At 63.6% G+C, this 25,376-nt stretch carries 22 protein-coding genes and 2 pseudogenes; 10 read left to right on the top strand and 14 right to left on the bottom strand.

The genetic code is table 11. The features are described 5' to 3' along the window. Window positions 1–164: 164 nt before the first annotated feature. Window positions 165–1,310 carry a magnesium and cobalt transport protein CorA gene (locus SSPN_RS0134650; protein WP_010314068.1) on the top strand — a complete coding sequence of 382 codons (1,146 nt, stop codon included), beginning with the start codon at window positions 165–167 and terminating at the stop codon, window positions 1,308–1,310. Window positions 1,311–1,495: 185 nt separating this feature from the next. Here the strand turns inward: SSPN_RS0134650 and SSPN_RS62335 are convergent, their stop codons facing one another. The 9 genes and pseudogenes from SSPN_RS62335 to SSPN_RS52775 all read right to left on the bottom strand — a co-directional run bounded on the left by SSPN_RS62335 (window position 1,496) and on the right by SSPN_RS52775 (window position 10,343). Continuing rightward, window positions 1,496–2,116: a GntT/GntP/DsdX family permease gene (locus SSPN_RS62335; protein ID WP_337466392.1), complete on the bottom strand. Its 621-nt coding sequence runs from the start codon at window positions 2,114–2,116 to the stop codon at window positions 1,496–1,498. 226 nt (window positions 2,117–2,342) lie between these two features. Then, window positions 2,343–2,951 (bottom strand): annotated as a pseudogene (locus tag SSPN_RS62330) (GntT/GntP/DsdX family permease); the annotation flags it as partial. A 93-nt stretch (window positions 2,952–3,044) separates the two neighbouring features. Next, window positions 3,045–4,148, bottom strand: a complete 1,104-nt coding sequence (tal, locus tag SSPN_RS0134640; RefSeq protein WP_029536027.1) for a transaldolase — start codon at window positions 4,146–4,148, stop codon at window positions 3,045–3,047. 97 nt (window positions 4,149–4,245) lie between these two features. Further along, the gene (locus SSPN_RS0134635) at window positions 4,246–5,379 is read right to left on the bottom strand and encodes a carboxylate-amine ligase (RefSeq protein WP_010314064.1); all 1,134 of its coding nucleotides are present in this window, start codon (window positions 5,377–5,379) and stop codon (window positions 4,246–4,248) included. A gap of 328 nt (window positions 5,380–5,707) precedes the next feature. After that, the gene (locus SSPN_RS52790; protein ID WP_010314063.1) at window positions 5,708–6,904 is read right to left on the bottom strand and encodes a cytochrome P450; all 1,197 of its coding nucleotides are present in this window, start codon (window positions 6,902–6,904) and stop codon (window positions 5,708–5,710) included. A 32-nt stretch (window positions 6,905–6,936) separates the two neighbouring features. Next, a complete protein-coding gene (locus tag SSPN_RS52785; RefSeq protein ID WP_083822272.1) occupies window positions 6,937–7,683 on the bottom strand; it encodes an enoyl-CoA hydratase/isomerase family protein in 747 nt (248 codons plus the stop codon). Continuing rightward, window positions 7,683–8,864 carry a beta-ketoacyl synthase N-terminal-like domain-containing protein gene (locus SSPN_RS52780; RefSeq protein ID WP_010314062.1) on the bottom strand — a complete coding sequence of 394 codons (1,182 nt, stop codon included), beginning with the start codon at window positions 8,862–8,864 and terminating at the stop codon, window positions 7,683–7,685. Before SSPN_RS52780 ends, SSPN_RS52785 begins: the two co-directional genes overlap by 1 nt. Beyond that, window positions 8,861–9,103: an acyl carrier protein gene (locus SSPN_RS47295; protein ID WP_010314061.1), complete on the bottom strand. Its 243-nt coding sequence runs from the start codon at window positions 9,101–9,103 to the stop codon at window positions 8,861–8,863. Before SSPN_RS47295 ends, SSPN_RS52780 begins: the two co-directional genes overlap by 4 nt. 13 nt (window positions 9,104–9,116) lie before the next feature. Continuing rightward, window positions 9,117–10,343 carry a cytochrome P450 gene (locus SSPN_RS52775; RefSeq protein WP_083822271.1) on the bottom strand — a complete coding sequence of 409 codons (1,227 nt, stop codon included), beginning with the start codon at window positions 10,341–10,343 and terminating at the stop codon, window positions 9,117–9,119. Between the two features lie 351 nt (window positions 10,344–10,694). Here SSPN_RS52775 and SSPN_RS0134620 point away from each other — a divergent pair, with 351 nt between their 5' ends. From SSPN_RS0134620 to SSPN_RS52760, 6 genes are read left to right on the top strand one after another with little or no spacing between them, the layout of a single operon-like run. Then, the gene (locus SSPN_RS0134620) at window positions 10,695–10,988 is read left to right on the top strand and encodes an acyl carrier protein (protein ID WP_010314059.1); all 294 of its coding nucleotides are present in this window, start codon (window positions 10,695–10,697) and stop codon (window positions 10,986–10,988) included. A gap of 49 nt (window positions 10,989–11,037) precedes the next feature. Continuing rightward, complete coding sequence (locus SSPN_RS52770) at window positions 11,038–12,381, top strand: hydroxymethylglutaryl-CoA synthase family protein (protein WP_083822270.1); 1,344 nt, start codon at window positions 11,038–11,040, stop codon at window positions 12,379–12,381. Continuing rightward, window positions 12,360–13,106, top strand: coding sequence for an enoyl-CoA hydratase/isomerase family protein (locus SSPN_RS49585; protein ID WP_010314057.1), 747 nt, complete (start codon window positions 12,360–12,362; stop codon window positions 13,104–13,106). The genes SSPN_RS52770 and SSPN_RS49585 overlap by 22 nt, the downstream gene beginning before the upstream one ends. Further along, the gene (locus SSPN_RS52765) at window positions 13,103–13,879 is read left to right on the top strand and encodes a polyketide synthase (RefSeq protein ID WP_101376831.1); all 777 of its coding nucleotides are present in this window, start codon (window positions 13,103–13,105) and stop codon (window positions 13,877–13,879) included. Before SSPN_RS49585 ends, SSPN_RS52765 begins: the two co-directional genes overlap by 4 nt. Beyond that, a complete protein-coding gene (locus tag SSPN_RS47285; RefSeq protein ID WP_010314054.1) occupies window positions 13,876–14,766 on the top strand; it encodes an ACP S-malonyltransferase in 891 nt (296 codons plus the stop codon). Before SSPN_RS52765 ends, SSPN_RS47285 begins: the two co-directional genes overlap by 4 nt. Then, the gene (locus tag SSPN_RS52760; RefSeq protein ID WP_010314053.1) at window positions 14,763–16,601 is read left to right on the top strand and encodes a polyketide synthase; all 1,839 of its coding nucleotides are present in this window, start codon (window positions 14,763–14,765) and stop codon (window positions 16,599–16,601) included. Before SSPN_RS47285 ends, SSPN_RS52760 begins: the two co-directional genes overlap by 4 nt. Window positions 16,602–16,848: 247 nt before the next feature. On the opposite strand, the gene SSPN_RS0134600 is transcribed toward SSPN_RS52760, so the two are convergent. From SSPN_RS0134600 to SSPN_RS0134590, 3 genes are all read right to left on the bottom strand, one after another. After that, complete coding sequence (locus SSPN_RS0134600) at window positions 16,849–17,355, bottom strand: metallophosphoesterase family protein (RefSeq protein ID WP_010314051.1); 507 nt, start codon at window positions 17,353–17,355, stop codon at window positions 16,849–16,851. A gap of 235 nt (window positions 17,356–17,590) precedes the next feature. Continuing rightward, entirely contained in the window at window positions 17,591–18,172 is a 582-nt protein-coding gene (locus tag SSPN_RS0134595) for a class I SAM-dependent DNA methyltransferase (RefSeq protein ID WP_010314049.1), read from the bottom strand. A gap of 52 nt (window positions 18,173–18,224) precedes the next feature. After that, window positions 18,225–18,812, bottom strand: coding sequence for a TetR/AcrR family transcriptional regulator (locus SSPN_RS0134590; protein WP_010314046.1), 588 nt, complete (start codon window positions 18,810–18,812; stop codon window positions 18,225–18,227). Between the two features lie 239 nt (window positions 18,813–19,051). On the opposite strand from SSPN_RS0134590, the pseudogene SSPN_RS47280 reads away from it, so the two are divergent. From SSPN_RS47280 to SSPN_RS0134570, 3 genes and pseudogenes are all read left to right on the top strand, one after another. Continuing rightward, window positions 19,052–19,514 (top strand): annotated as a pseudogene (locus SSPN_RS47280) ((2Fe-2S)-binding protein). Beyond that, complete coding sequence (locus SSPN_RS0134575; protein ID WP_010314043.1) at window positions 19,501–20,463, top strand: FAD binding domain-containing protein; 963 nt, start codon at window positions 19,501–19,503, stop codon at window positions 20,461–20,463. Before SSPN_RS47280 ends, SSPN_RS0134575 begins: the two are co-directional and overlap by 14 nt. Further along, window positions 20,460–22,619 (top strand): xanthine dehydrogenase family protein molybdopterin-binding subunit, encoded by a 2,160-nt coding sequence (locus SSPN_RS0134570; protein ID WP_010314041.1) that lies wholly within the window; start codon window positions 20,460–20,462, stop codon window positions 22,617–22,619. The genes SSPN_RS0134575 and SSPN_RS0134570 overlap by 4 nt, the downstream gene beginning before the upstream one ends. A gap of 70 nt (window positions 22,620–22,689) precedes the next feature. Here the strand turns inward: SSPN_RS0134570 and SSPN_RS47275 are convergent, their stop codons facing one another. Together SSPN_RS47275 and SSPN_RS0134560 are read right to left on the bottom strand one after the other, a co-directional pair. Then, window positions 22,690–24,360 (bottom strand): MDR family MFS transporter, encoded by a 1,671-nt coding sequence (locus SSPN_RS47275; protein ID WP_010314039.1) that lies wholly within the window; start codon window positions 24,358–24,360, stop codon window positions 22,690–22,692. After that, window positions 24,357–24,977, bottom strand: a complete 621-nt coding sequence (locus tag SSPN_RS0134560) for a TetR/AcrR family transcriptional regulator (protein ID WP_237710902.1) — start codon at window positions 24,975–24,977, stop codon at window positions 24,357–24,359. The genes SSPN_RS47275 and SSPN_RS0134560 overlap by 4 nt, the downstream gene beginning before the upstream one ends. Between the last annotated feature and the right edge of the window lie 399 nt (window positions 24,978–25,376).

Raw genomic sequence — 25,376 nt, 5'->3', positions numbered from 1 at the left:
GATCATCGAGCAGGCTGGCGCAAGCACAGCTGACGAACGGGCCGGGTTGACGGGCCGACTTCGACGAACCACGGATGGCACTGGGTACGCTCAGCGCGATGGCGACCGGGACGCGCTTCCGTCCCGTGGCCAACGCTCGCCCGCGATCGTCCAGGAGGTGTGCGATGTCCGAGTGGCGGCCGTTGCGCCGGGCCAAGCGCGTCCGGGAGGCGACGAACCCGGGGGATCGGGCACGGGCGCCGGAGCGGTCGATGGATCCGCACGTGGCCGAAGAGGTGCCGTTGGCGGATCGGCCGTTGGTGGACACCGCGATCTACCGGGATGGCCGCCGGGTGGCGACGCCGTCCAGCCTCGCCGAGACGTACCGGCACCTGCCCGGCGCCGACGGCACGATGGCCTGGATCGGGCTCTACCGGCCCGCGGAGGAAGAACTGCTGGCCGCGGCCGAGGAATTCGACCTGCACAAGCTCTCGGTGGAGGACGCGATCGTCGCCCACCAGCGGCCCAAGATCGAGCGCTACGGCGAAACGCTGTTCGTGGTGCTGCGGGCCGCCCGCTACCTGGACGAGCCCGAGGAAGTCAGCTTCAGCGAACTGCACCTGTTCATCGGCCCGAACTTCGTCCTCACGGTCCGCCACGGCCAGGCCCCGGACCTGGCGGCGGTGCGCCACCGGATGGAGGCCGACCCGGACCTGCTGGGCCGGGGGCCGGAGGCGGTGCTCTACGCGGTGCTGGACAACGTCGTCGACGGTTACGCGCCGGTTATCGCCGGGCTGCAGAACGACATCGACGAGATCGAGACCGAGGTCTTCGGCGCCGATCCGCACGTGTCGCGGCGGATCTACGAGCTCTCGCGCGAGGTCATCGAGTTCCAGCGGGCCACCGGTCCGCTGCTGGGGATCCTGCGCAGCCTGGAGGCGGGTTTCGAGAAGTACGGCATCGACGAGGAGCTCCAGCGGTACCTGCGGGACGTCACCGACCACGCCACCACCGTCGCCGAGCGGGTCGACGGGTTCCGGCAGATGCTGGACAACATCCTCACGGTCAACGCCACGCTGGTCACCCAGGCCCAGAACGAAGAGATGAAGAAGATGACCGAGGCCAGCTATGCGCAGAACGAGGAGATCAAGAAGATCTCCGCGTGGGCCGCGATCCTGTTCGCCCCCACCCTGATCGGCACGGTGTACGGGATGAACTTCGATGCCATGCCCGAACTGCACTGGGCCCTCGGCTATCCCTTCGCCCTCGTCCTCATGGCCGCCGTGTGCCTCGGCCTGCACGCCATCTTCAAACGCCGCGGCTGGCTCTGATCACCGCCTGGTGACGGCCCGTCCGTCACCGGCGAACCCGATGCCGCACGGGGTTTGTCCTGCGGCTGCGAGGTTTTCGCAACTGACCGTCTGTTGCGGATCTGGCCGGGGCAGGGGAGCAGGTTCGAACCCTGTCAGCCCGGCGGGCTCCTTCGAGATCGAATTTCGTTGCTTCTGACCTGGCGCTAGAAGAAGGTCCACACCAGCAGCGTCAGGGCGAGGCCGACCACGGAGATGATCGTCTCCATCACCGACCAGGACTTGATGGTCTGGCCGATGGTCATGCCGAAGTACTTCTTGACCATCCAGAAGCCGGCGTCGTTGACGTGGGAGAAGAACAGCGAGCCGGCACCGATTGCCAGCACGACCAGCGCAAGGTGCGTCGGCGGCAGGTCGGCGGCGAACGGGGCCACGATGCCCGACGCCGTAACGGTTGCGACCGTGGCCGACCCGGTCGCAAGCCGCACCATCACAGCCACCAGCCAGCCCAGCACGAGTGTGGACAGGCTCAACGCAACGGCGACCTTACCGATCGCGATGGCTGCGCCGCCGTCCACGAGCACCTGCTTGAAGCCACCACCGGCCCCGACGATCATCGTGGCGCCGACGATCGGCAGCAGGCTCTCGCCGACCTTCGTCGTCAGGGTGAGTGGCGTGAAGCCAACACTGGTCCCGAACGTCACCATCGCCAGCAGCACGGCGATCAGCAACGCCACCATCGGGTCCCCGATGAACTGCAGGAACGGGTAGATCCACGCGGTCTTGCTCATCCACACGTCGGCTGCGGCGCGGACCAGCATCAGCACCACGGGGGTGAGGACCGTGACGAGCGTCCAGGTGAAGCTCGGGCGGCGCGTGCGCTCGCCCTCGGCCGACGCCGCCCCAGACGCCTCGCCACCCCCGGCACCGCCCGGGAGACCCCGCGCCCGACCCGCGCGCGATGAGGTCTCCGCCCGCACCGAGGGCGCCGATGGGCACCAGGCGCGCCGCCACCGCGGCGTACAGCGGTCCGGCGATGATCACGGCGGGCACCGCGATGATCAGGCCGATGGCCAGGGTGATGCCGACGTTGGCGTGCACGTTCGCGATCGCCACCAGCGGCCCGGGATGCGGGGGAACGAAGCCGTGCAGGACGGATAGGCCGGCGAGGGCCGGGATCGCCAGGTACATCGCGGGCAGCCTCGACCGGCGGATCGTCAGCATGATGACGGGGATCAGCAGCACGAGACCGATCTCGAAGAACATCGGGATGCCGATGATGAAGGCGATCAGCGCCATCCGCCACGGCAAGCCGTGGCGTGCGCCGGTCAGGATCTTGTCCACGATCTCGTCGGCCCCGCCGGAGTCCGCGAGCAGCTTGCCGAGCATCGCACCGAGGACGATCAGCACGCCGACGCCGCCGAGCACGTCGCCGACGCCTTTCTCGAACGAGAGGGCGACCTTGCCCAGTCCGATGCCGGACCCGATCCCGACGAACAGGGATCCGATGGTCAGGGCGAGGAAGCCGTGCACCTTCGCCGCGACGATCAGCAGCACCACGATGGCGATCCCGATCGCCGCCACCACCAGGGTCTGGGTGTCGTGACCGGTCCACGGCTGGTGGATCGCGTCAGCTGCGGCGAAAGTGGCCGAGTCGAACATGTCGCGCTCCTTCGCGCCACCTCCAATGGTGGGGCCAGCACGGACTCCACTCCACTGCGGCGTCGTCTTACCGCGCAGTTCGACCGAGGGCGGTCACGTCCGCACCAGTTGGTCGCGTTTGTGCGTGATCTCGTCGAACAATTTCTGGAACGAGGCGGCGAACTTGTCCACTCCTTCGCGTTCCAGCACGGCGGTCACGTCGTCGTAGTCGACACCAGCAGCGGCGAACCGGTCGAAGGTGCGGCGGGCCTCGTCCACATCGCGCTCCAGCGTGTACGCGACGCGCCCGTGGTCCTGGAAGTCCTGCAGCGTCTCCCTCGTCATGGTGTTCACCGTCTGGGGACCGATGAGCTCTTCGACGTAGAGAACGTCGCTGTACTGCGGGTTCTTGGTCGAAGTGGAGGCCCAGAGGCAGCGCTGCGGGCTCGCGCCGGCCGCCGCGAGTTCCTCCCAGTCGGCACCTGTGAACAACTCCTCGTAGGTCCGGTAAGCGAGTTTGGCGTTCGCGATAGCGAGGGTGCCCTTGATCTCGTCGTGCCCACCGATCGCGTCCAGTCGGCGGTCGGCTTCGGTATCCACCCGCGAGACGAAGAACGACGCCACGGACGTCACCGACCGCAGGTCCCCGCCGTTGTCGCGGAGTCGCCGCAACCCCCGCAAGTAAGCCTCGGCGGCGCTGCGGTGCCGCTCCAGGGAGAACAGCAGCGTCACGTTGACCGGGATCCCGCTGGCGATCGTTTCCTCGATCGCCGGCAGGCCGGCCTGCGTACCGGGGATCTTCACGAACAGATTCGGGCGATCGATCATCCGGTGCAGGCGAGCGGCCTCGTCGATGGTGGCCTGCGTGTCGTTCGCCAGTTGCGGATCGACTTCCAAGGAGACCCATCCGTCCCGGGTGTCCTTGCTGCGGTCGAAGACCGGGCGGAGCACGTCGCACGCGTACCGGATGTCCTCGCGCGCGATGGCCAGGAAGACCTCCTTGGGGTCGGTCTCCGTGGCCAGCACCTCGCGGAGCTGGTCATCGTAGTAGTCGCCTTCCGCGATGGCGCCCTGGAAGATCGTGGGATTCGACGTCACCCCGGCCAGTCCCCGCTCCACGAGCTCGGCCAAGTCACCGTCGCGGACGAACCGCCGGGACAAGTAGTCGACCCAGGGGCTCTGTCCATGCTCTGCCAAGGCGTGCAGTGGTGTCCTCATGGCATCTCCTGTCCGAGTCATATACCGGGACTTACCCGGAAGATCCGCCGAAAACACGTGATCCGCCCCCCACCGGGAGCGAAGTCGAAATGGCTGTTCAGGGCCTTGAGGCTCGGGTGCGGCACGTCTCGGTCACGGCGTGGTCGACGACATCCCTGATGTCGAAGCGCCGGCCGTACACCGAACGCTGGCGGCTCGCGGCGCTGCCGCGCGCCCGCAAGGTCTGCAACAGCTGGGTGACCAACTCGAGATCGCCGTTGTCTTCGAGCACCGGGCGCAGGTGTTCGACCAGACCGGTCAGAAGTTGCCAGGCGGGGATCAGCCGACCGGTGGTGGCGTCCAGGGCATCTCCCTCGAGCCCGTCCCGAGCGGCACGCCAGCACGCGGCCCACAGCATCTGGTCATCGACGTTTTCGGGGCCGCGCAGCCGGTCGTCCGGTGCGAGCGCGGCGGTCACCGATGCGCGGGTGAGCCCGGCGAGCAGCACGGCCTCGTCCACGGTCGCGGCGGCGTCGGCGACCCGAACCTCCAGGGTCGGCACGTGCGCGGAAGGTCGCGCGTACCAGTAGAGCATGCCGGGGTCGATCACCATGCCGGATGCCAGGAGACAGTCGAGGATGCCGCGGTAGTGAGCCACCGAGGTGACGTGGGGCGCCGGGCGCGCGGTCGGCAACCGGGACCACAGGGCGAAGCGCCAGCTCGCGTAGCCGGTGTCGACACCGCGGTAGAACGGCGAATTCGTGGTGACCAGCAGAAGGGCCGGCAGCCACGGGCGCAGCCAGTTGCTCGCGCGCAGTGACGATTCCAGGTCCGGAGTGCCCACGTGCACGTGGCACCCGCACACCCCTTGCTCCTCGACGATCGGGCCGTACTCGGCGTATATCCGCCGGTATCGGGGCGTGTCGGTGACCGGCGGTGGCCCTGGCTGCCCGGTCGGCGCCGCCCCGATGGCGGCCAGTCGCCAGCCGTGCTCGGCGGCGGCGGTGGCGAGCTCCATGCGCAGCTGGATCAACGTCCGGCGCAGTTCGTGGAGGTCGCGGCACACCGAGCTCGCCGCCTCGATCTGGGCGGGAGCCAACTCGGGGTGCACCTCACCTTCATCGCCGCCGTGCCGGACGCGCGAAACAGCCACCCCGCTGCCCGCAGGCTGCAAGGTCTCCGGGTCCACGAGGAGGAATTCCTCCTCGACTCCCAGGGTGAGCAGGGTTGGCTGATCGCCTGGCCTGACCATTTCCGCTTCCCGTTGGCAGCACGTACTGACCGGGCCGGTCACGTGGGGTGAACAGGCCGTTGCCGATGCCGTACCCGCCCTAGGACCGGTTCAACCGTGGCTCTCGGCGCGGCCGCCGAGCACCGGTCGCGGAGCCCCGTCGAATCAACCTCGGACGTCGGCTGCTGTGCGGAAGGCGGTGTTGCCACTGGAACTGAAGTCCAGGAACAGCCCACCATTTGTGCGGTTTGCCGGGTGAATAGTCTGGTGTGGACTGCGCTGCGGCAACTAATGTGCACGTCTTAATGGGCCGAAATACTGAAAGGCACAAGCGCCACAACGCAGTGTTTCACGACAGTCGCACCAGCAAACTTTCAAGACTTCTAGTGATATGCGTGTGTGTCCATTCAAGATCTTCAACGGTGGAAATCAATTCCCATTCTTTGAAATGCTCAAGAAGCGCAGCAAACGCCAACTCTCCTTGCATGCGCGCCAACGAAGCACCAGCGCAAAAGTGAATACCTCGCCCGAAAGCGATATGCGTGGGTGAACTATCGAAATCAATCGCATGTGGACAAGACCGAACTTCGGGATCATGATTGACTGCATCCACAGCGACGAGCACAATCTCACCTCTCGGCACCCGCACGCCACCAATTTCGATCTCTTCCGTAGTGTATCTTGGCGTGCTGAAAGGAGCAGGGCTCACCCATCGCAGAAGTTCGTCTAACGCCTTCGGAACCCGGGTCGGATCGCTACGCAAGATCGCCAGCTGTTCAGGGTGTTCAATAAGTCCGAGAACACCCACGGAAATCAACTGCTGGGTTGTTTCATAACCTGCCATCACCATGTTGCTGACCAGCGAAATTAATTCCTGATCACTAAGCACATCAGAGGGATCAGACGGATGGGCTAGCCGAGACAAGAGATCATCTCCAGGTTGGCTTCGCCTATCCTCCAGCAGGCCCCTCAAGAGTGCTAGTAGATTCTCGCCACCTTCTGAAACCTCCTCGGCGGGTCTAAAGTAAACCAATGGGATCGTCCATCGATGCACATCTTCACGATTAGGTTCTGGGATTCCAACCAACTCGGCTACGCCTGAGAATGCCAGCGGCGCAGCGAATGCCTCGACTAGATCAATGGTTTCACCCACCGGAACCCTACTTGCGAGCTCATTCGTGGTCACTTCAACACGCTCGCCAACCCGATTCAGCAAATCAGCGTCAAGTGCCCGCGCCATTGCGCGACGCAGTCGGCTATGCACGGGAGGATCGACGTTAAGTAGATTGTACCGAACAAGATCAGGATGCCATGCAGTACGAACCGCATTGGGACGCAGATGCTTTCCGGCGAACGCCGTCCCGAACCAAATATCCTTACACAACCTTCGGTCCATTAATACCGAACGTGCCTCGGCACTCCCCGTTACTATCCAAACCTTAAGGCCGCGCGGAAGCACAACTTCAGAAACCGGACCAGATAAACGCATCCGCTCGTAGTACTTATGCGGATCTTTGACGAAATCTTTTCCAAGCTCCTCTATCATGTCAAATTCCTTAATTAGCGAGTGTCATATCTCTACAGTACGCCTTCTCTGATCATGCGCTGAACTCGATCAACCACCTTTGGATCATTCCAGCGCACATCCAACAGTAGCTTGCGATATTCTTTGAACCAAGTATCGAGAGAGAACTCGGCTCGATGTATACGCTTGACTACCGCTATAGTATCCCTATCCGAACGGTGCAAAACTTCAAGCACCTCACGTTTAGCCGCCACAGGATTTGAACTGAGCAGATCCACCAGACCCAGTTCAGGCGCCATCTCGGCGCTCACTATTTCACCCAGTGCGGCCAGCCTTAACGCGCGCTGCGGGCCAATTCTCCAAGCGAGGGGCGGCAGCAAGATCGTTGGCAGCATGCCAAAGAATACTTCTGGCAACTGAAATGTTGCCTTTGGGCCACAAATAGCTATATCGCAAGCTGCCGTTAGTCCAACGCCGCCGCCAACGGCCGGCCCAGTCACAACGGCTACCGTGGGAACTGCCGCGCTAGCCAAGTTAGCCACAAACCGCCAATAGGAACTTAGGAACACGTCAATATTCTCACTGGCCAATTTCCGCAAATCGTCACCCATGCAGAAGCTATCGCCGGCCGCACAAAGTACGAACGCCGAGCAGTTCGGGTCATGCTCAGCCTCATGCAACGCCGTGGACAAAGCGTCAAGCATCTCGAGCGTGAGAATGTTTCCCTCGTCTGGACGATTCAATTCGGCAATCGTGCTTCCTTCGTCACGCGTGACTGTGACGAACCCTTCGGCAGGCATTACGCATCTCCCGACGCGACCAGCAAACTGGCATTGATACCACTAAAAGCAAAACTATTACACAGCGACAAACGAATATTGGCATCGACTTTATCTGGGCCAACGTGGGCTAATGGCGGCCCAATTGGATTCTGAAGAAGAGGATTTCCATGCACGAAACCACGACGCATCTGCTGGATCACCGCGATTAACGACAGCATGCCAGCAGCGCTCAAAGCGTGCCCTGTTATAGCCTTAGTTGCGTTAATGACCGGCTGCGACTCCTCGAACACCTCAGCCAATGCGGCCGCTTCAGTCGGGTCACCCCGCTTCGATCCAGTAGCATGCGCGCTGACCAAGTCGATTTCAGCTGGAATCACATCAGCCCTCGCGAGAGCTGTGCGCATTGCCGCCACTTGCCCATCGGCGTGCGGCTCCGAGCCCCGGTAACCATCGAGCCGCTGGCCGTATCCGACTATGTGCGCCAAAGCCCGGTCAACCGTCAGGTCGGCACGTTCCAATGTGACCGCTGCCGCGGTTTGCCCGAATACAAAACCGCATCGCTCTCGATCAAACGGCCGACAAAAATCGGTCGAATCGCCCGCCATTGCGCCAGCAACAGTGAACGAGGCCGTCTCCATCGGAGATAGCTCTACCGCTGGCGCAACTACGAGACAGCGTTTCACCTCACCCTGCTCTATAAGCCTCGCGGCTTGAACGACAGCAACAGCACCGCTCGCAGAGGCAGCACCTACATTCCAGCCTTCGCCTCGTATCCCCAGTGTCTGACTGACCGTCCCCACTGCGTCTGTATCCAGATAGTTCACGATATGTCCAGCACGGAATCGTCCATGCAGATAGTGAGAATGTGCTTCGGCCTGATATGCCATAGCGAGGTTGTTACCAGCAACCAGCAGCCCAGCCTCATCACACTCAGCCTCACTCCACCCCGCCATGCGAGTGGCGGCCACCGCTACGCATGCGGCCGTCTTAGCAGGTAAGGCCGCGCGTCCTGCGGAACTCGTCAACGCTCCGATCGTCTTCGCGTCATCGCGAAGCCAGCGCTGCGACCACTCTCGCAAAGAGAAGGTCCCCATCGTATTAGCGGTACAAGACCGCCCAGTGCTCAAGAGTGTCGTGAACTCGTCCAAGCCGTCGGCGAGACCGCTGAGAACCGACGCTCCAGTAATAGCTATTTTCATCGTACGTGCTCGTGCAACGCGGCAACAAGCGCCCGCAGGTTTGCACCAGCCGTCAGGTCCTGGGAGGTCAGCGCACAACCAAGTGCTTCGTTCACATCCATCAGGATGTCGACTCGGTCAAGCGAGTTCGCGCCCAGGCCGGACAGCGTGGAGTCAGGCGTGATTACTTCAGGGTCGAGTTCCGGCAGCGTTCGCAGGATTGCATCACGCACCGCCTCCAAAAGATTTTCTTCGGTCATTAAATTGCCTTTCTCAATTCTTTCGTATCACGCGCACTGGTGCACAAAGATGTCCAACGAAAGCATTAGATTGTGACAATGTCGGCTGCCCGGCCAGTTCAACGACCAGTCGTTCACGCACGAGTAAATCCACCAGAATTGCAATTTGCTCACGGGCTACCGCCGCACCGATGCAACGGTGCGGGCCATGTCCGAAGACAAGCCCGCTCCGATTCGGCCTCGACGGGTTGAACACATCCGGATCGGGATACCATGCAGGATCACGGCAAACGGCGCCAACCATGATCCTGACGGTCTCTCCTGGAAGAAGGTCAACGCCTCCCAGCCGGACACGTTTTGCAACCGTCCTGCCGATCATGGTGGTTGGGGAGGTCCAGCGAAGCAACTCGGTCACAAGACCCGGCAACGTCACACGTCCACTGGACACGGCTTCCAGCCACATTGGTTCACGCGCGAGGAGCACGGCCACACTTGTGAGTACCAGCCGCGGCGCCTCGGTACCGCCGACGATAGTCGCGATCAAATTCGCCAGAACGTCTCGCCGAGACAGCTCACCACTAAGACGAGCTGTCTCCAACCGTCCGATAAGGTTGTCCGGCGCTAGCTTATCCTGGCTTCCAATCGCCTCATCGAGAATAGCCGCCACAGCCGCATAAGACGTGCTGGCCTCTTGACGATCTTGTGCTATCTCCGGTGCCATGTTGCCGAGGACACCGAGGACGTGTGGCCCGAGTTGGTCCGTGTACCCCGATCCCGTTCCTGCGAGATCGCTCATGATCCGCATAGCCGCCGGCCAGGCAATCTCGGTACCAAAATCAAACACGCCATTGTTGACACGCGTTAGAACCGGCTTCTCGATCACCGCAGCAAGCCGGGACTTCCTCGCGGCAACAGCACCATTGGTGAACAAGCCGTTCATCACGGTTCGAGTAGTCTTGCGGTGGTCGCCGTCGGACGCGATTACAATGCTTCCTCGCAACGGATCTGGATTATGCACGCCGTTCCACGGAAAGACGCCATAGCCAGATAGAAAGGTATCATCGTCAACCAGTACTTGCTGTGCCTCACTAGCCGTGAAGACGCCCCAGAAGTCATGCCCGAGAGCGGCGGATGACAACTTGTGCACTGGTCCCGCGTCTCTCAGACGCGCCAAAACGTCATATGGGTGGCCACGTTCGTACAGCGTGACAGAACCGAAATCTTCGACAACGTCGGCGCATTCGCCGCAGCACAGCGGCATGGGCGATCTCCGATCATAACTTTTTGCTTATAAAGTCAACAGACGTCCGAATAGTTTGATCGTAAGACACAGCAGGTCACGCAGGCAACCCTGGGCGCGCAGGACACCCTGGTCACGCGGGCAACCCACGCAGGCCCCCCTGGCCACGCCGGCCACCCGCGCAGGGCACCCTGGGCACCCAGGCAACCCCAGCATCCCTGGTCACGTGGGCCACCCAGGCCCCCCTGGTCACCCGAATGGAGTATTGCGTAGTGTGCATCACGTTGCCTACGGTGTTGCTAAATTGCCGTTTCGACGGCAACTTGCCGCCCCGCGAATTATCTCCCGCCTAACACTGCTACGAGGCTGATTATGCACAACCAGGACTCGCCGAGCACAATTACCGAAAACGCTAGTAGTGCGATCGTGGGTATACTGTCGAACCTCCTGCTGGTCGACGCCGAAGAAATCGATGAACGCAAATTCGCTGACATCGGCCTGGATTCTATCCTTGCAGTCGAATTTGTTGAGAATCTTCGCGGTGAGTTCGGAAGAGATCTCACCCTGGAAGACATTTACGATAATCCGACGGTTCCGAAACTTGCCGAATACTTGACTGCAGACGCCACTTCGATGACCGCAGACGCCACTTCGAAGAGTGCGTGATCGCACATTAACAAGCCTGGCGCCAATCTCCTGAAAGGGGCCTCTCGTCGTGGCTAGAACTATTGGTATCGAGGATTTTGGCGCGTACTTCGGGTCCGTTTACGTGGACGTTGAGGAACTTTTCGAAGCGCGAAACCTCGACACCACTCGCATGGGTAACTTGATGATGTACCGCAAGAGCGTAGCTCTTCCCTGTGAGGACATCGTCACATTTGCGGTCAACGCCGCACGCCCGGTGCTCGAGCGGTTACACGAAGACGAAGTCGCACAAATCGAGACCCTGGCAGTCGCAACCGAAAGCGGAATCGACCTCGCTAAATCCGCTGCGGCCACGGTGCACCGGCTACTAGGGCTACCCCGGACGTGCAGGGTCTTTGAAGTAAAACAGGCTTGCCACGGTGGTGTAGCCGCACTACAGATGGTTGCCGGATCGCTAACAGCGGGCAGGGAAGGCGCAAAAGCGCTGGTCATCGCCGGAGACCTACCCGTGCCACTTCGAGGTAGCATGGCTGAGCCCAGTCAGGGCGCAGGGGCCGTAGCGCTACTCCTCGGCGATCCGCGTATTGCAACATGGAATCCATATTCGTACGGCTCCTTTAGTTTCGACAACGACGACTTTTCGCGCCCCAAGATCGACGTAGATCTAATCAACGTCGATCTATCAATCATGTCATACATTGACTGCCTACTCGGCTCCTTTCAATGCTACGCAGACAACACCGGGCAAGATTTCGAAAAGAGCTTCGATGCGCTAGCCATGCACACACCCTTTCCTGGAATGGTGAAAGGCGCACATCGAACGGCGTTGCGTAAGCTAGTTGGGCTCAAGCCTTCGCTCGCCGATGAAGATTTCGGCCAGCGGGTAACTCCTTCCTTGGAGGTCCCACGGCAGGTCGGCAACATCTATGCGGGTTGTACGCTGATGGCCCTGACCAGCTCTCTAAGGCACTACCCGGATAACGGAAGATATGAACTAGGTATCTACTCTTATGGTGGTGGATGTTCCTCGGAGTTCCTCGGACTCACTGTCTCACCCGGCCATTCTGCACTTGCAGCTATGCAAGGACTAGACAGCGCTCTTGATGTACGGACTCGTGTAGCACCTAGCCGCTATGACGACATCCTGGATAGCGCAAGCAAGACAGTGTTTGGCACTCGGTACTCAGAGCCCCAGGTGCACAATTACATGGACCTCTTGACTAACGCATTGCCTGCGGGACCACTTCTGCTCCTCGATAGGATCGATGAGTACCACCGGGATTACCGCTGGTACCGCGGCGTTCCTAGCCTGCCAGTCCCGCGGTCCACTGTTGACAGGTCTCGTCGCACACCGGCGCCGAGCCTACCCAGGAGCAGAACCACGGAGGAATCGTGGCAGTCAGTCAAGTCTTGACAGTAACGTCGAAACCAGCGCACCTGGTCGTCGAACTCGCTTCACCGACGCTAGCGAACCGCCTCACCGCGGAGGTCGTCGACCAGTTGACCGCTGCGCTCGACAAAGCCGAGACCGACGCAGACTGTCGGGCGTTCGTGCTGACCGCAGCAGGAAACGACTTTTGCTCCGGTGCTGATCTGAAAGAGTTCGCGCAAAGTCCGGGCGGCGAGGCCGCAGCTAAGTTTTCGCGTTTGCTTGATCGGCTCGCGACGACGCCAGTGGTAACAATCGCCGTGGTCGAGAAGCAAGCTATCGGCGGCGGTGCCGGGCTGGCCGCCGCGTGCGACATAGTTGTTGCTGGGCCTGAGGCTTCGTTCCGCCTCACCGAGGTCTGTTTCGGTATGTTGCCGACTATCATTATGCCGGCAATAGCCCGCAGGCTCGGGGAACACCGCGCACTAAGAACGGCAATTCTTGCCGAGGAAGTCAGCGCCCACGACGCGGTCAAAACAGGCTGGGCCGATCAGGTCGTTGAGGATCCTCGCGCTGCTGTGCGCCCTATTTTGCTCGCACTGCGTCGCTCTGAACGCGACACCATTGCAGACCTGAAGGAAGCGCATCGTGTGCTCTTCCCAGTAGATAACAGGTACGCGAAACTCGCCGAACGCGTCTTTGGTGCTCGCGTCAACCAACCTGATGTTGTTGCCAGCATCAACTCGTTCGCCGCGAAGGGCATGCTGTGAAGAAAGATATGGATTTCGGGCCGATTTCCGTGAAGCTGGAAAGTCCACTGGCGATCGTCCGTTTCGCTGATCGGGAGCAAGGAAATACGTTTCGCCGCGAATGGCTTGACAATCTTCTTGCCGCAGTTCAAGCCGCGACAGCAGATGACCAAACGCGTGTTGTCGTCGCTGCAGGAATGCCGGATATCTTCTGCGCAGGCGCAACTAGAGACACCCTAGTTGGCATTGCAGATGGCCTGCCATTGGACGAGTATCGACGCTTCGCGCGAGTGTTCGCCAGTTGCCCATTGCCGGTTGTGGCAGAGATGCAAGGCCACGCTCTCGGCGGCGGACTCGTACTCGGCTTATATGCTGATGTGGTAGTGCTGAGTGAACGGTCTTACTATGCAGCGAACTTTATGCAGTATGGGATTGCCCCCTACGTCGGCGCAACGTATGTAGTCCCAGCAAAACTTGGGGAGACGCTGGGAACGGAGATGCTGCTGACAGCTCGAGGTTATCGAGGGCGCGAGCTAAAGCAACGCGGCTGTGGGCCCACGGTAGTGCCACATGATCAGGTACCCGCAGAGGCCAGGAACATCGCCTTGATGATCGCACGTGCGCCTCGTGCAAGCCTGGAATTACTCAAGGAAGAGTTGTCCCGCAAATGCCTTGAAGCGTCCGATGCCGCAATGCAACGCGAACTTGACCCGCATATGCGCTCGCGAACGCTTCCGGAAGTCGCAGGACTGGCACAGCAAAGCTACGGCGTGCTTCGGAGTTCGACTCAATGATCGATTCGACGAATGTCGCCTTACTCTTTCCCGGGCAAGGAGTCCTGAAGGCACAGGAGGGATTCGAACTTCTCTTTCGGTATCACGATCTGACGAATGTCGCATCGGAGGCGCTCGGCTATGACGTGCCCGAGTTCTGCGCGGGCGCCGATCAGGAGACACTTTCGCAAACTCAATACGCTCAGCCTATCACTTATATCTTGAATGCATTTGCCCTGCGAGCAGTACGCGAGCAAGGCTTCGCACCCGATGTGGTTTTGGGGCACAGTCTCGGCGAATACAACGCTCTTGAAGCCGCCGGCGTTTTTGACTTCCGCACCGCTCTTGAAATGGTCCGGATCCGCGCCTCCATTACAAGTGAGTACGCTGATGGAGTCATGGTAGCGGTAGTCGGCATTGATGAGCAGGTCATAAGAGCAGCGTTGCTCGACGCCGATCTGAATGCGGTGGAAATAGCCAACATAAATACGCCGAAACAGATCGTTCTAGCTGGCACGGCGAGCGAAATGGTCAAAGCAGAAGCCATTATGCATAGCCTGAAGGCAATTGATGTAAGACGCCTTCGGGTCACTGGCGCCTTCCACAGCAGGCATATGCTTCAGGCGTCTGAACGGTTCGCGAAGGCTATCGCCAGCTTCGTGCCGAGTCCGCCAGTTATCCCAGTGGTAGCTAACGTAACAGCTCGTCCTCATATCGTCTCTGAGATCGCCGATATATTGGTCGCTCATTTGGTCAAGCCAGTGCGCTGGCACGAATCAGTGAGCTGGGTGGCAAGTCAGTATCCCGATATTCGGTTCCTGCAGCCTGGAAATAGTCAGGTACTTGCTCGTATGCTCGTCCAGATTCCTGGTGTTAGCCGGGCACAGATCGCGAGGGCAAAGTCATGAGCCCGGACGGCGTGCGGCGGCAGGCGCCGGTGGCTGTAATCGGGATGTCGGCGCGGGTTCCTGGCGCGGACGACGCTGACGAATTCTGGGACTTGTTCGCGTGTGGCAAGCGGACCATGTCACATCCGCCTGCGGGTCGCTTGGACGACTACCGCGCCGATATCGGGGACATTGAGGAACCTACGGTTTCATTCTTTTCGGATGTAGTTGGGTTTGAGCCCGCCCTCTTCGGTATCACGTACCGGATGGCGGTGTGGATGGATCCTCAGCAGAGGCTGATGCTGGAAGCAGCTTGGCAGGCCCTGGAATCCGCGGGGATCCCGCCCCGGTCCCTCGCCGGCGAGGATGTCGGGGTTTTTGTATCGACCACTTGCTCAGACATGCGTGACCGCATGGCTTTTCGGCACGTGGTCGACCGCTACAGCGCTGTCGGGCTGCTCCTTACCTTTGTCTCCGCCAGGATCTCGCATCATTTCGACCTACGTGGACCCAGCATCACTCTCGACACTGCTTGTGCCGGTGGGCTGACGGCACTGAGTCAGGCAGTGTCGGGCCTGCGGGCGGGCGAGTTCCGCATGGCACTCGTTGGCAGTCCTAACGTCTATCTTCACGGGCATATGCAGGCTGTCATGCAGCGGTTCGGTGCTGTAACGCCGAGCGGCGAGGCTCGGTGTTTCAGTGCGGACGCGGACGGTTACGTCCGCGGCGAAGGCGTATTTTGTTTCGTCGTAAAATTGCTCGATGACGCAATAGCGGACGGCGATCCCGTGCTCGCGATTGTTCGCGGAAGCTCGGTCAACCATGATGGCCGGCGTGGCGGTTTGACCCGATCTGACCCAGAATCTCAACGAGAACTCATCAACCGCGCTCTCACACAGGCGGGGTTGACGCCTAATGATCTAGGCTACGTGGAGTGCCACGCTGCGGGTACCCCAAAGGGTGATCCCATTGAGGTTCAGGCTTTACGAGACTTGACCCGGGCGTCCAGCAGTACAGCCGCCGGGCCGGACGGAAAGCTTTGGCTGGGGTCAGCAAAAGCGAATATCGGGCACCTAGAGGGCGGAGCGGGATCAGCCAGCCTTGCCAAGGCGATTCAAATTTTGCGATACCGGACCATCCCTATGACGCCTGGTGTGTCCGATCTACATCGCGATGTGCCCGTCGATCGCCACCCGGTCGAGATTGCTACGACGACTCTCTCTTGGCCCGACGGCAAGCCACGACGGGTCGGAGTAACCGCACTCGGCGTGGGCGGCGCGAATGCGCATGCTGTTTTGGAGGAGGCTCCGCTGTTCCCCTCCTTAGCCGTATCCAGAAAAGCCCGCTGGACAATCCCGGTAAGTGCTCGCACCACGAAGAGTCTGACCCGACTAGTCGATAAGCTCGCATCGTTTATACAGCACGGTCACCGGACGCCTAATGACACTACCGGCCTCCCAGCTCCCGATTTCGCCGCGGCTGTATGGACGCTGTGCGTGGGTCGAGAACAACTGGACAGCCGGATAATAATCACTGCCCACGACTCTGACGAGTTCGTTGAGGCGGCGCAGGCGTTTGTCCAAGAAAAGGATCACCCGTTGCTTCACACGGGCTCCGCAGGTGAGAACCAGACCCGTCTCCGAGACGTTGGCATGCCTGCCGCTGAAATAGATTCGGCCGAGCGGTGGCTGGCGGGAGACACGGTCGACTGGTCCGTCTTCTGGCCGGTAGACCAACGGCCACGTCGTGTCGCCCTCGTTCCGTACCCGTTCGATCGGAGGGCCTGCTGGCCCGAAGTAGCAGGCCCACTCGGAAAATCATCTGAAGATGACCAGACGAATTTAGAGCACTCATGATTTCCCCTTCAACGGATGCCGAAGTTGCCTGGCTGAGCAGCTACTTCGAGGGCGACCTCGCAGCACTGCTCTGTGCTGACCGTCAAGATGTCAACGATCGGAATATTGATCACGGCGTCCGTAGTGAGCAGCGGGCGAATGGGGTTTGTATCTGCGGGGGCTGATGCTGGACGGGCGGCGCAAGTCGCCCCAGGACACGCCGGCGGAGTCCGGCGACCGGGTGCGAGATCCGAGCAGCGTTGGGCGTTCAAGCCGTGCGCGGCGGTAGGCGGTGGAGCACGACGTTGCCGATCTGCTCGCCGGAGATCTCAGCGGTCAGGTACGTGCGGTGCGGCTGGCGTCGGCGATCGGTGGGCGAACCGGGGTTGAGCAGTCGGAGACCGCCGGGCGTCGTGGTGTCCCACGGGATGTGGCTGTGCCCGAACACGAGCACATCGGTGTCCGGGAACCACCGGTCGCACCGGGCCTCCCGTCCCTGAGCGGGGCCGGTCTCGTGGATCACCGCGAGCCGGACGCCGTCCAGCTCGGCGCGGGCGATCTCGGGAAGCCGGTTCCGCAGTTGTGCGCCGTCGTTGTTGCCATACACCCCGATCGTCCGCGCGCTGCGCGCCTCCAGCTCGTCCAGCAGCGCGACATCGACCCAGTCACCGGCATGGATGACGACGTCGGCGGCTGACACCGCGTCCCAGACCTCGCCCGGCAGGGCCTTGGCGCGTTTCGGGAGGTGAGTGTCGGCGATCAGCAGCAGGTGCATGCCCCGAGTGTCGACGAGCCTACTGCCGCCGCGCCACAGCGCGGCGGATCGGCCCGTGCAATCGCCGATGCATTGTCTTCTTCAAAACTGCGGAGCGCGTCGAGCCTGATGGTCGTGACCGCCACCTGCCAACCCGACGGATCCCACGTTCGCCGACGTTGCCTCTCAACGTCTCTTGTGGACGGTTGCGGTGCTCGGTGCTCGGTGCTCGGTGCTCGGTGGATGGTGGCGGTGGTCAGCGGGTGTGGACCGATACCGCGTAGTCGCCGTCGGTGAAGGTGGCTCGTTCCCACGTGGCGAACCGGTCGGTCAGCGTGAGCCCGGCCGCTGCGGCGTGCGCGTCGTAGTCGGTGATCCGGTAGCCTCGGTCGAGGCTGAAGCCGGCGATGAGCCTTCCCCCGGGGCGCACGTGGCGGGCCACGCCCGCCACGAGTGCTTCCTGGGTGCCGACCGGGGTGAACAGCGGTACGTTTCCGGCCATCACGACCACGTCGAAGGTCCGCCCGAGGTTGAGTTCGGCAAGATTGGCCTGGGTCCACCGAATTTCCGGGGCCAGCTGCCGGGCGGTGGCCAGCATCGAGCTGTCGAGGTCGGTTCCGTAGACCTCGATGCCGTGCCGGGCCAGTTCGATGGCCACGCGGCCCGTCCCGCAGCCGGCGTCGAGGACGTTCGCGGGGGAGTAGGAGCGGACGAAGTCGGCTTCGCCGTGCACGTCCACCCCGGAAGCGGCCAGTGCGTCGAAGTGCCGCTGGTAGTCGTTGCCGTCCCACGCGTTGGGACCGTTCGGGACGGTGGTGCGTCCGGTTCCTTCAGTCATGGCTCGATCATCGCAAGCCGTGTCCGGGACGGGAGCGGATGCTCGCGGTCGGTCAGCTTTCCCGGCGGCTTTCGTCCGCGCACATACCTCGCCACAGCAGGTCGATGAGCCGGGCGGTCGGGCCCTGCCAGTCGCCGCTGGGATCGAGGTAGAACAGGCCGCCCAGCCCGCGCAGGACCGTTTCCGGATCCAGGTCGGCGCGGACGGTTCCGGCCTCGACGTTGGCCTCCAGCAGCATGGCGACCGCGCCGACCATCACCTCGTGGGCGTTGGCGGGCAGTTCGCCGTGCGACGACCTGGCGGCGCCGAGGGCCCTGGCCAGGCCTCGCTTGGTCATCATGTAGTGCGTCAGGTGGTCGGAGACCCAGATCTGGAACGCCTGTTCCGGGGAGTGCTGCTCGAGCAGGGGCGGCACGACGTCGACGAGGTGCCGCAATTCGCGCTGGTAGACCGCCAGGATGAGCGTTTCGGGAGCGGGGAAGTGCCGGTACACCGTGCCGACGCCCACGCCGGCCTGCTTCGCGATGGCGTTGAACGAGATCTCGCCAGAGTCGGCCAGCGACTTCGCCGCCGCGGTGAGGATGCGCTCGTGGTTGCGCCGGGTGTCCGCCCGTCGGGGACTTACCGCGCCCGTCGTCATCGTCCCTCCCGGTTGGCTGCCGCGTCCTCCCCGGAATGTAATACACCGACCGCGCTCTACCTGGGGCAACCTTCGGGCGAGCGCTCTCGTTGCAGAGCGGATAAGAATCCGCTAGCGTGGTTTCCGGGCACTGAAACGGATAATTATCCGGTTCGGTGATTCTATCGCCGCAGTTCCCACCACGACAACCCACGCCGCCATGCCCGTCCCATCCGAACGATCTGCGGGAAAGAGATCCAGTGGACATCTCACTCGAAATCAATGGCAGGACGGAACAGCTGACCGTCGATCCCGGCGTGACGCTGCTGGACGCCTTGCGGGAACACCTCGGCGTCACCGGCCCGAAGAAGGGCTGCGACCGTGGGCAGTGCGGCGCCTGCACCGTGCACGTCGACGGCAGGCCCGTGCTTTCGTGCCTCACCCTGGCCGCCACCGTGAAGCGGGCGGTGACCACGGTGGAGGGCCTGTCCGACGGGGATCGGCTGCACCCGGTTCAGCAAGGTTCAGCAAGCGTTCGTCGACCAGGACGCCCTGCAGTGCGGGTTCTGCACGTCCGGGCAGGTCATGTCGGCCGTAGCCGCGGTCGAGCAGGGCGTCGAGGACGTCCGAGAGTTCATGTCCGGCAACATCTGCCGCTGCGCGGCCTACCCGAACATCGTCGCGGCAGTCGAACAAGCGAGGCAGGCTGATGCGTCCCTTTGAACTCACGGCACCGCCGACCGTCGAAGCCGCGCTCGCTTCACCCGGCACGTTCCTGGCCGGCGGGACCACCCTCGTCGACCTGATGAAGCTCAACGTCCTCAAGCCGCAACAAGTCCTGGACATCAACGAGTTGCCGCTGCGCGGCATCGACACGAGTGACGGGTTGCGGATCGGCGCGTTGGAGCGGATGAGCGACGTCGCCGAGCACGCCGGTGTGTACCCGGCGATCTCCCGCGCCCTGCTGCAGAGCGCTTCCCAGCAGTTGCGGAACATGGCCAGCATCGGCGGGAACCTGCTGCAGCGCACCCGCTGCACGTACTTCCGCGACGTCGCCACGCCCTGCAACCGCAGGGAACCCGGCAGCGGTTGCCCCGCGATCTCGGGGGCGAACCGGATGCACGCCGTGCTGGGCACCAGTGACTCGTGCGTCGCGACGCACGCCAGCGACCTGGCGGTCGCGCTGGTCGCGCTCGATGCGGAGCTCCGGCTGGTCAGCGCCACCGGGAGCCGCACGGTCAAACTGGCCGACTTCTACCGCCTGCCGGGGGAAACGCCCGAGGTGGAAACCGATCTGCGCCCCGGCGAACTGATCGGCGAGGTCCTGGTGCCGCGGCTGGACTGGGCGGCGCGTTCCACCTACGTCAAGGTGCGGGACCGGCAGTCCTACGAGTTCGCGCTGTGCTCCGTCGCGGTCGCGCTGGACGTCCAGGACTCCCGCATCGTCGACGCCCGGGTGGCGGCCGGCGGCGTGGCGACCGTGCCGTGGCGGCTGCCCGCGGTCGAGGATGCCCTGCGCGGTGCACCCGCGACCCTGGCGTCCTTCGAGGACGCGGCTTCCGTGGCGGCCGACGGTGCTCGGCCGTTGTCCGGCAACGGTTTCAAGGTGTCCTTGCTGAAGCGGACCGTCGTCCGCGCACTGCTCGAACTGACCGAAGGGAGCCGCCTGTGACCAGTCGGCTGGACGGCCCACTGAAAGTCACCGGCCAGGCAAAGTACGGGGCGGACAACAACTTTCCCGGCATGGTGTACGGGTACGTCGTGCTCAGCACGATCGCGCACGGCGAAATCGAGGACATGGATGTCACGGCCGCGAAGAGCGCTCCCGGCGTGCTCGGCGTGTACACGCCGTTCGACCCGCTGGAACTGCGCAAGCCGAGCTCCCCGGTCTTCGGCGAAACCTGGGTTCCGCTGCAGGACCGGGAGGTCACCTACTACGGCCAGCCGATCGGCTTCGTGGTGGCCGGGACCTTCGAGCAGGCCAGGGACGCGGCGCTGCTCATCGAGGTCACCTACCACGCCCGGCCCGCGCTGACCTCGCTACCGGACGGCCTGGCTTCGGCCGAACCTGCACCCTCCAACGAAGACATCACGGTCCTCGCGGACGACGTCGAGTCCATTGAGGACGCTCTGGGCGCGAGCCCGGTGGTCGTCGAGGCCACCTACCGCACCGCGACCCAGAACCACGCCGCGATGGAGCCGCACTCCGCGGTCGCGGTGTGGGACGCCGGCGGCCTGACCGTCTACAGCGGGAACCAGGGCTCCGATCTGCAGGCGGGCGAACTGGCCGTTGCGCTGGGCCTGGAGGGTTCGTCGGTCCGCGCGCTGAACCCCTTCGTGGGCGGGGCTTTCGGCGGCAAGGCCCGCACCTCCGCACCGGCATTCCTGGCGGCCGCCGTGGCCAAGGCCCTCGGTCGGCCGGTCAAGGCCGCGCTCACCAGGGAGCAGGTCTTCACCGCGACGGCTACCCGCGCCGCGACGGTGCAGAAGATTTCCCTCGGCGCGGATGCCGGCGGCACGCTGATCGCGCTGCGCCACGACTCGTGGTGCAGCACACCGGCGGACCGGTCCTTCGTGGAGCCGACCTCGCACGGCACCTCGCGGGAGTGGTACGCCACCCAGAACCTGTCGATCAGCCAGCAGATCGTGCCGCTGAACATCCCGCCGACCACGTACATGCGGGCACCGGGGGAGGCACCCGGGTCCTTCGCGTTGGAGAGCGCGATCGACGAACTGGCGGTCGCGCTGAACATGGACCCGATCGAGCTGCGCCTGCGGAACAACTCGATCGCGCCGCCCGGCAAGGACCTGCAGTGGTCCAGCAAGCACCTCGACGAGTGCTTCCAGCTCGGCGCGGAGCGGTTCGGCTGGGCGAACCGCTCGCCGCGCGGTCGCGCCGACGGCGACTGGCTCGTGGGCATGGGTGTGGCCACCGCCATGTTCCCGGCCCTGCGGTTTCCCGCCACCGTCGAGATCACCCTGCACGAAGACGACACGGCCGTGGTGGCGACCAGCGGTTCGGACCCGGGGACCGGCCTGCTGACGGTGCTCGCCCTGGTGGGGGCGGAATCGCTGGCCATCCCGGCGGACCGGATCACGCCGAAGCTGGGCGACTCGGCGTTGCCCTCCGGTGGCATGTCCGGCGGGTCGACGGGTACGGCGAGCGCGGGTTCGGCCGTCATGATCGCCGCCACCGAGGTGATCGACGCGCTGCTCGCGCTGACGTCGTCACCGGGCGCACCGTTCGAGGGCGCGGAGCTCTCCTACGAGGACGGGCGCGTGCTGGCCGAAGACGGCCGCGTGATGACGTTCGGCGAGGTGCTGCGGGCAGTGGGCCGCTCGTCGATCTCCGCGACCGGTTCCTCGGCGCCCGGCGAGGAACTGACGAAGCACTCGTTCAGCTCGTTCGGCGCCCAGTTCTGCGAGGTCCGCGTGCACAAGTGGACGCGCGAGACCAGGCTGTCGCGGATGCTCGGCGTGTTCGACTGCGGCCGGATCATCAACGAGAAGGCGGCTCGCAGCCAGGCCATCGGCGGGATGATCTGGGGCGTGTCCGCCGCGCTGCACGAGGCCCTGGAGATCGAGGAGAGCGGCCGGCTGGCCAACGCCGACTTCGCCGGCTACCTGGTCCCGGTGAACGCGGACATCCCCGATGTCGACGTCCACTTCGTCAAATACCCGGACACGCTGCACAACGCCGTCGGCGCGAAGGGACTGGGCGAGATCGGCGCGGTCGGCATGGCAGCGGCCGTCGCCAACGCCGTCTACAACGCTACGAGCATCCGGGTCCGCCACATCCCGATCACGATCGAGGACCTCCTGGACTAGGAGACGCCTGCGAGTACCGCCGAGCCTTGAAACGGCGTCGGCGGTACTCGCGGGCTGAGCCGGCAGGCGGCTAGCCGACCGGTTCCTCGTGCTCCCCCTTGGTGGTCCACGGCGCGGCGACGCCAGCCGCGCCGGCCTCCGGTGCTTTCCCCGTGCGCAGCTCGGCTTCCAGCCGCTCTGCCTCCTCGCCGCCGATCGCTTCGCCACGGGCGACGAGCCCGGCGACGTCCGAGAGCGGGATCTGCTTCAGGACCAGGGCGAGGACGAAGGCGATGCCGATGAACGGCAGGAGGTACCAGAAGACGGGCGCGAGGGCATCGGCGTAGGCCGTGACCACCCCGTCGCGCACGGGTGCGGGAAGCTGGCTCAGCTTCTGGGGATCGAGCGTCGCGGTGGCCGTCGAGGCGTCCGACGTCGAGGCGCCGGACGCGGTGAAGACACCGGTGAGGTTCTCGGTGAGGCGGGTCGTGAAGATCGTGCCGAACACCGCGGTACCGAGCGCGGCACCGACCTCGCGGAAGTAGTTGTTGGTGCTCGTCGCGGTGCCGATCATGGCGGCGGGAACCGCGTTCTGCACGACCAGCACGACCACCTGCATGATGAGTCCGAGGCCGGCGCCGAAGACGAACAGGTAGACGCAGATCAGCCAGATCGGGGTGTCGGCGGCGAGCGTCGTCATCATGACCATAGCGGCCGCCGTGATGATCGTGCCGAGGATCGGGAAGAGCCGGTACCGGCCGGTCTTGGTGATCGCGGCGCCCGAGGCGATCGACGTGCCGATGAGGCCCACCATCATCGGCAGGAGCAGCAGCCCGGAGGCGGCCGCCGAAGTCCCCGACGACATCTGCAGGAACGTCGGCACGAACCCGATGGCGGCGAACATGCCCAGGCCCAGCGCGAGTCCGATCGCGGTGGCGTTCACGAAGATCGGGTTGCGGAACAGGCTCAGCGGGATCACCGGGTCTGCGGCGCGCGCCTCGGTGATGACGAAGGCGACCGTTGCCGTGAGCAGGCCGAAACCCCAGGCCCACGTCTCGATCGCGCCCCACCCGTGCGCCTTGTCACCGCCGAAATCGGTGAAGAAGATGAGGCAGGTCGTGGCGATCGAGAGGAACACGACGCCGAGGACGTCGATCGGCTGGGTCGCCTTCTTGTTCGGCAGGGTCAGCGCCACGAGCGCGATGACGAACGCGGCGATGCCCACCGGGATGTTGATGTAGAACGCCCACTGCCAGGTGAGGTGGTCGACGAAGAACCCGCCTAGCAGGGGACCGCCGATGGCCGACAGGCCGAAGATGCCGCCGAGCGGGCCGAGGTACTTGCCGCGCTCGTTGGCCGGGACGATGTCGGCGATGATCGCCTGCGACAGGATCATGAGCCCACCGCCGCCTAAGCCCTGCATGGCTCGGCACACCACGAAAACCCAGAAGTCGGTGGCGAACGCGCAGCCCACTGAGGCGACCGTGAACAGCGCGATCGCGATGAGGAACAGCCGGCGCCGGCCGAGGACGTCGCCGAACTTGCCGTAGATCGGCATGACGATCGTGGTCGCTAGGAGGTAGGCGGTCGTGATCCACACCTGGTGCTCGACGCCGCCGAGGTCGCCGACGATCGTCGGCATGGCGGTCGCGACGATCGTCTGGTCGAGGCTCGAGAGCAGCATGCCCGCGATGAGCGCGCTGAAGATGATCCAAATCCGCCGCTGCGTCAGCAGGAGAGGGGCGGGAGCGGTGGCCGTCATGATTTCCGTTCGGGGTCGGGATTCGGTGCGAAGAGGTCGCGGGCGGCGGCGAGCCGGCGGGCGAGGATCTCCGCGAAGGTGTCGGTGTTCGTCCGGGTGAGGAATTCCCGCGCGGTCGCCCTGGTGAGCGCGCGGATGAGCTGCACGGCGGCAGCGGCGCGAAGATCGCCTGCGGTGAGACCTTCGCGCTGCTCGACGAGTTCCACGTCGGATTGCTCGTCGCGCAGCAACTTCTCGATGATCCGGGTGAAAAGCCGGGGCTCGCGTTCGAACGCGGTGAGGACGTCGCGGATGCTCTCGGCTGTAATGTCGGAGCGCTCCCAGCGCTGCACCGCCAACTCGGCGAGGTCTTCGAGCAGGGCCGGTGAGAGCCCGGTGCCCGCAGGGGCACCGCCCGCCACGAACCGGGCCTTGAACGCGTCGTCGTCGCCGCGTGCGGGAACTCCGAGGACGGCGTCGTCCTTCGAAGCGAAGTAGTTGAAGAAGGTGCGGCGGGAGATGTCGACCTGTTCGCAGACCTCCTCGACGGTGAACCCGGACAGACCGCGTTCCGCGGTCAGCCTGCGGGCGTGGGAAGTCACCTGCGCAGCGGTCGCCGCCATACGCCGACTGCGCATGTTTGTTGCACGATTCATGGCATAGTGCATTATTGCACTCTCGGCTGGTGGGTGCACCGAAGTCCGCTGTGTGCTCGGACGCATTCGCCTGCCGGCTTCATCCCGGTTTCGAGGCTTGGACGAAGAACATCGGGGCGTTCCTGGCAACCGGTCTGAGCCGCGCCGGAGCAACACGCGGCCGCCACCTGCGGCATGTGTGGACGCACGCGAGTGTCGTCCTCGTCATGGCCGCGGACGCGGAGACGCGAGGCGACCCCCGGCCGGGAGCGGGGCGAGCAACCAGTTCCCGCACCGCTTCGGCCACGCCTCCCGTCTTTGGGGATTCATCGCATATGGCTTGAGAATGGGTGGCACATTTACTTATCGACGGTCGATTGTTCTTGGCTCAGTCCGGGCGTG

The organism is Saccharopolyspora spinosa NRRL 18395 (assembly GCF_000194155.1).
Classification (GTDB): domain Bacteria; phylum Actinomycetota; class Actinomycetes; order Mycobacteriales; family Pseudonocardiaceae; genus Saccharopolyspora; species Saccharopolyspora spinosa.
Note: the sequence above shows the minus strand (reverse complement) of the source record. Positions and strands in the feature narration are given on the sequence as shown.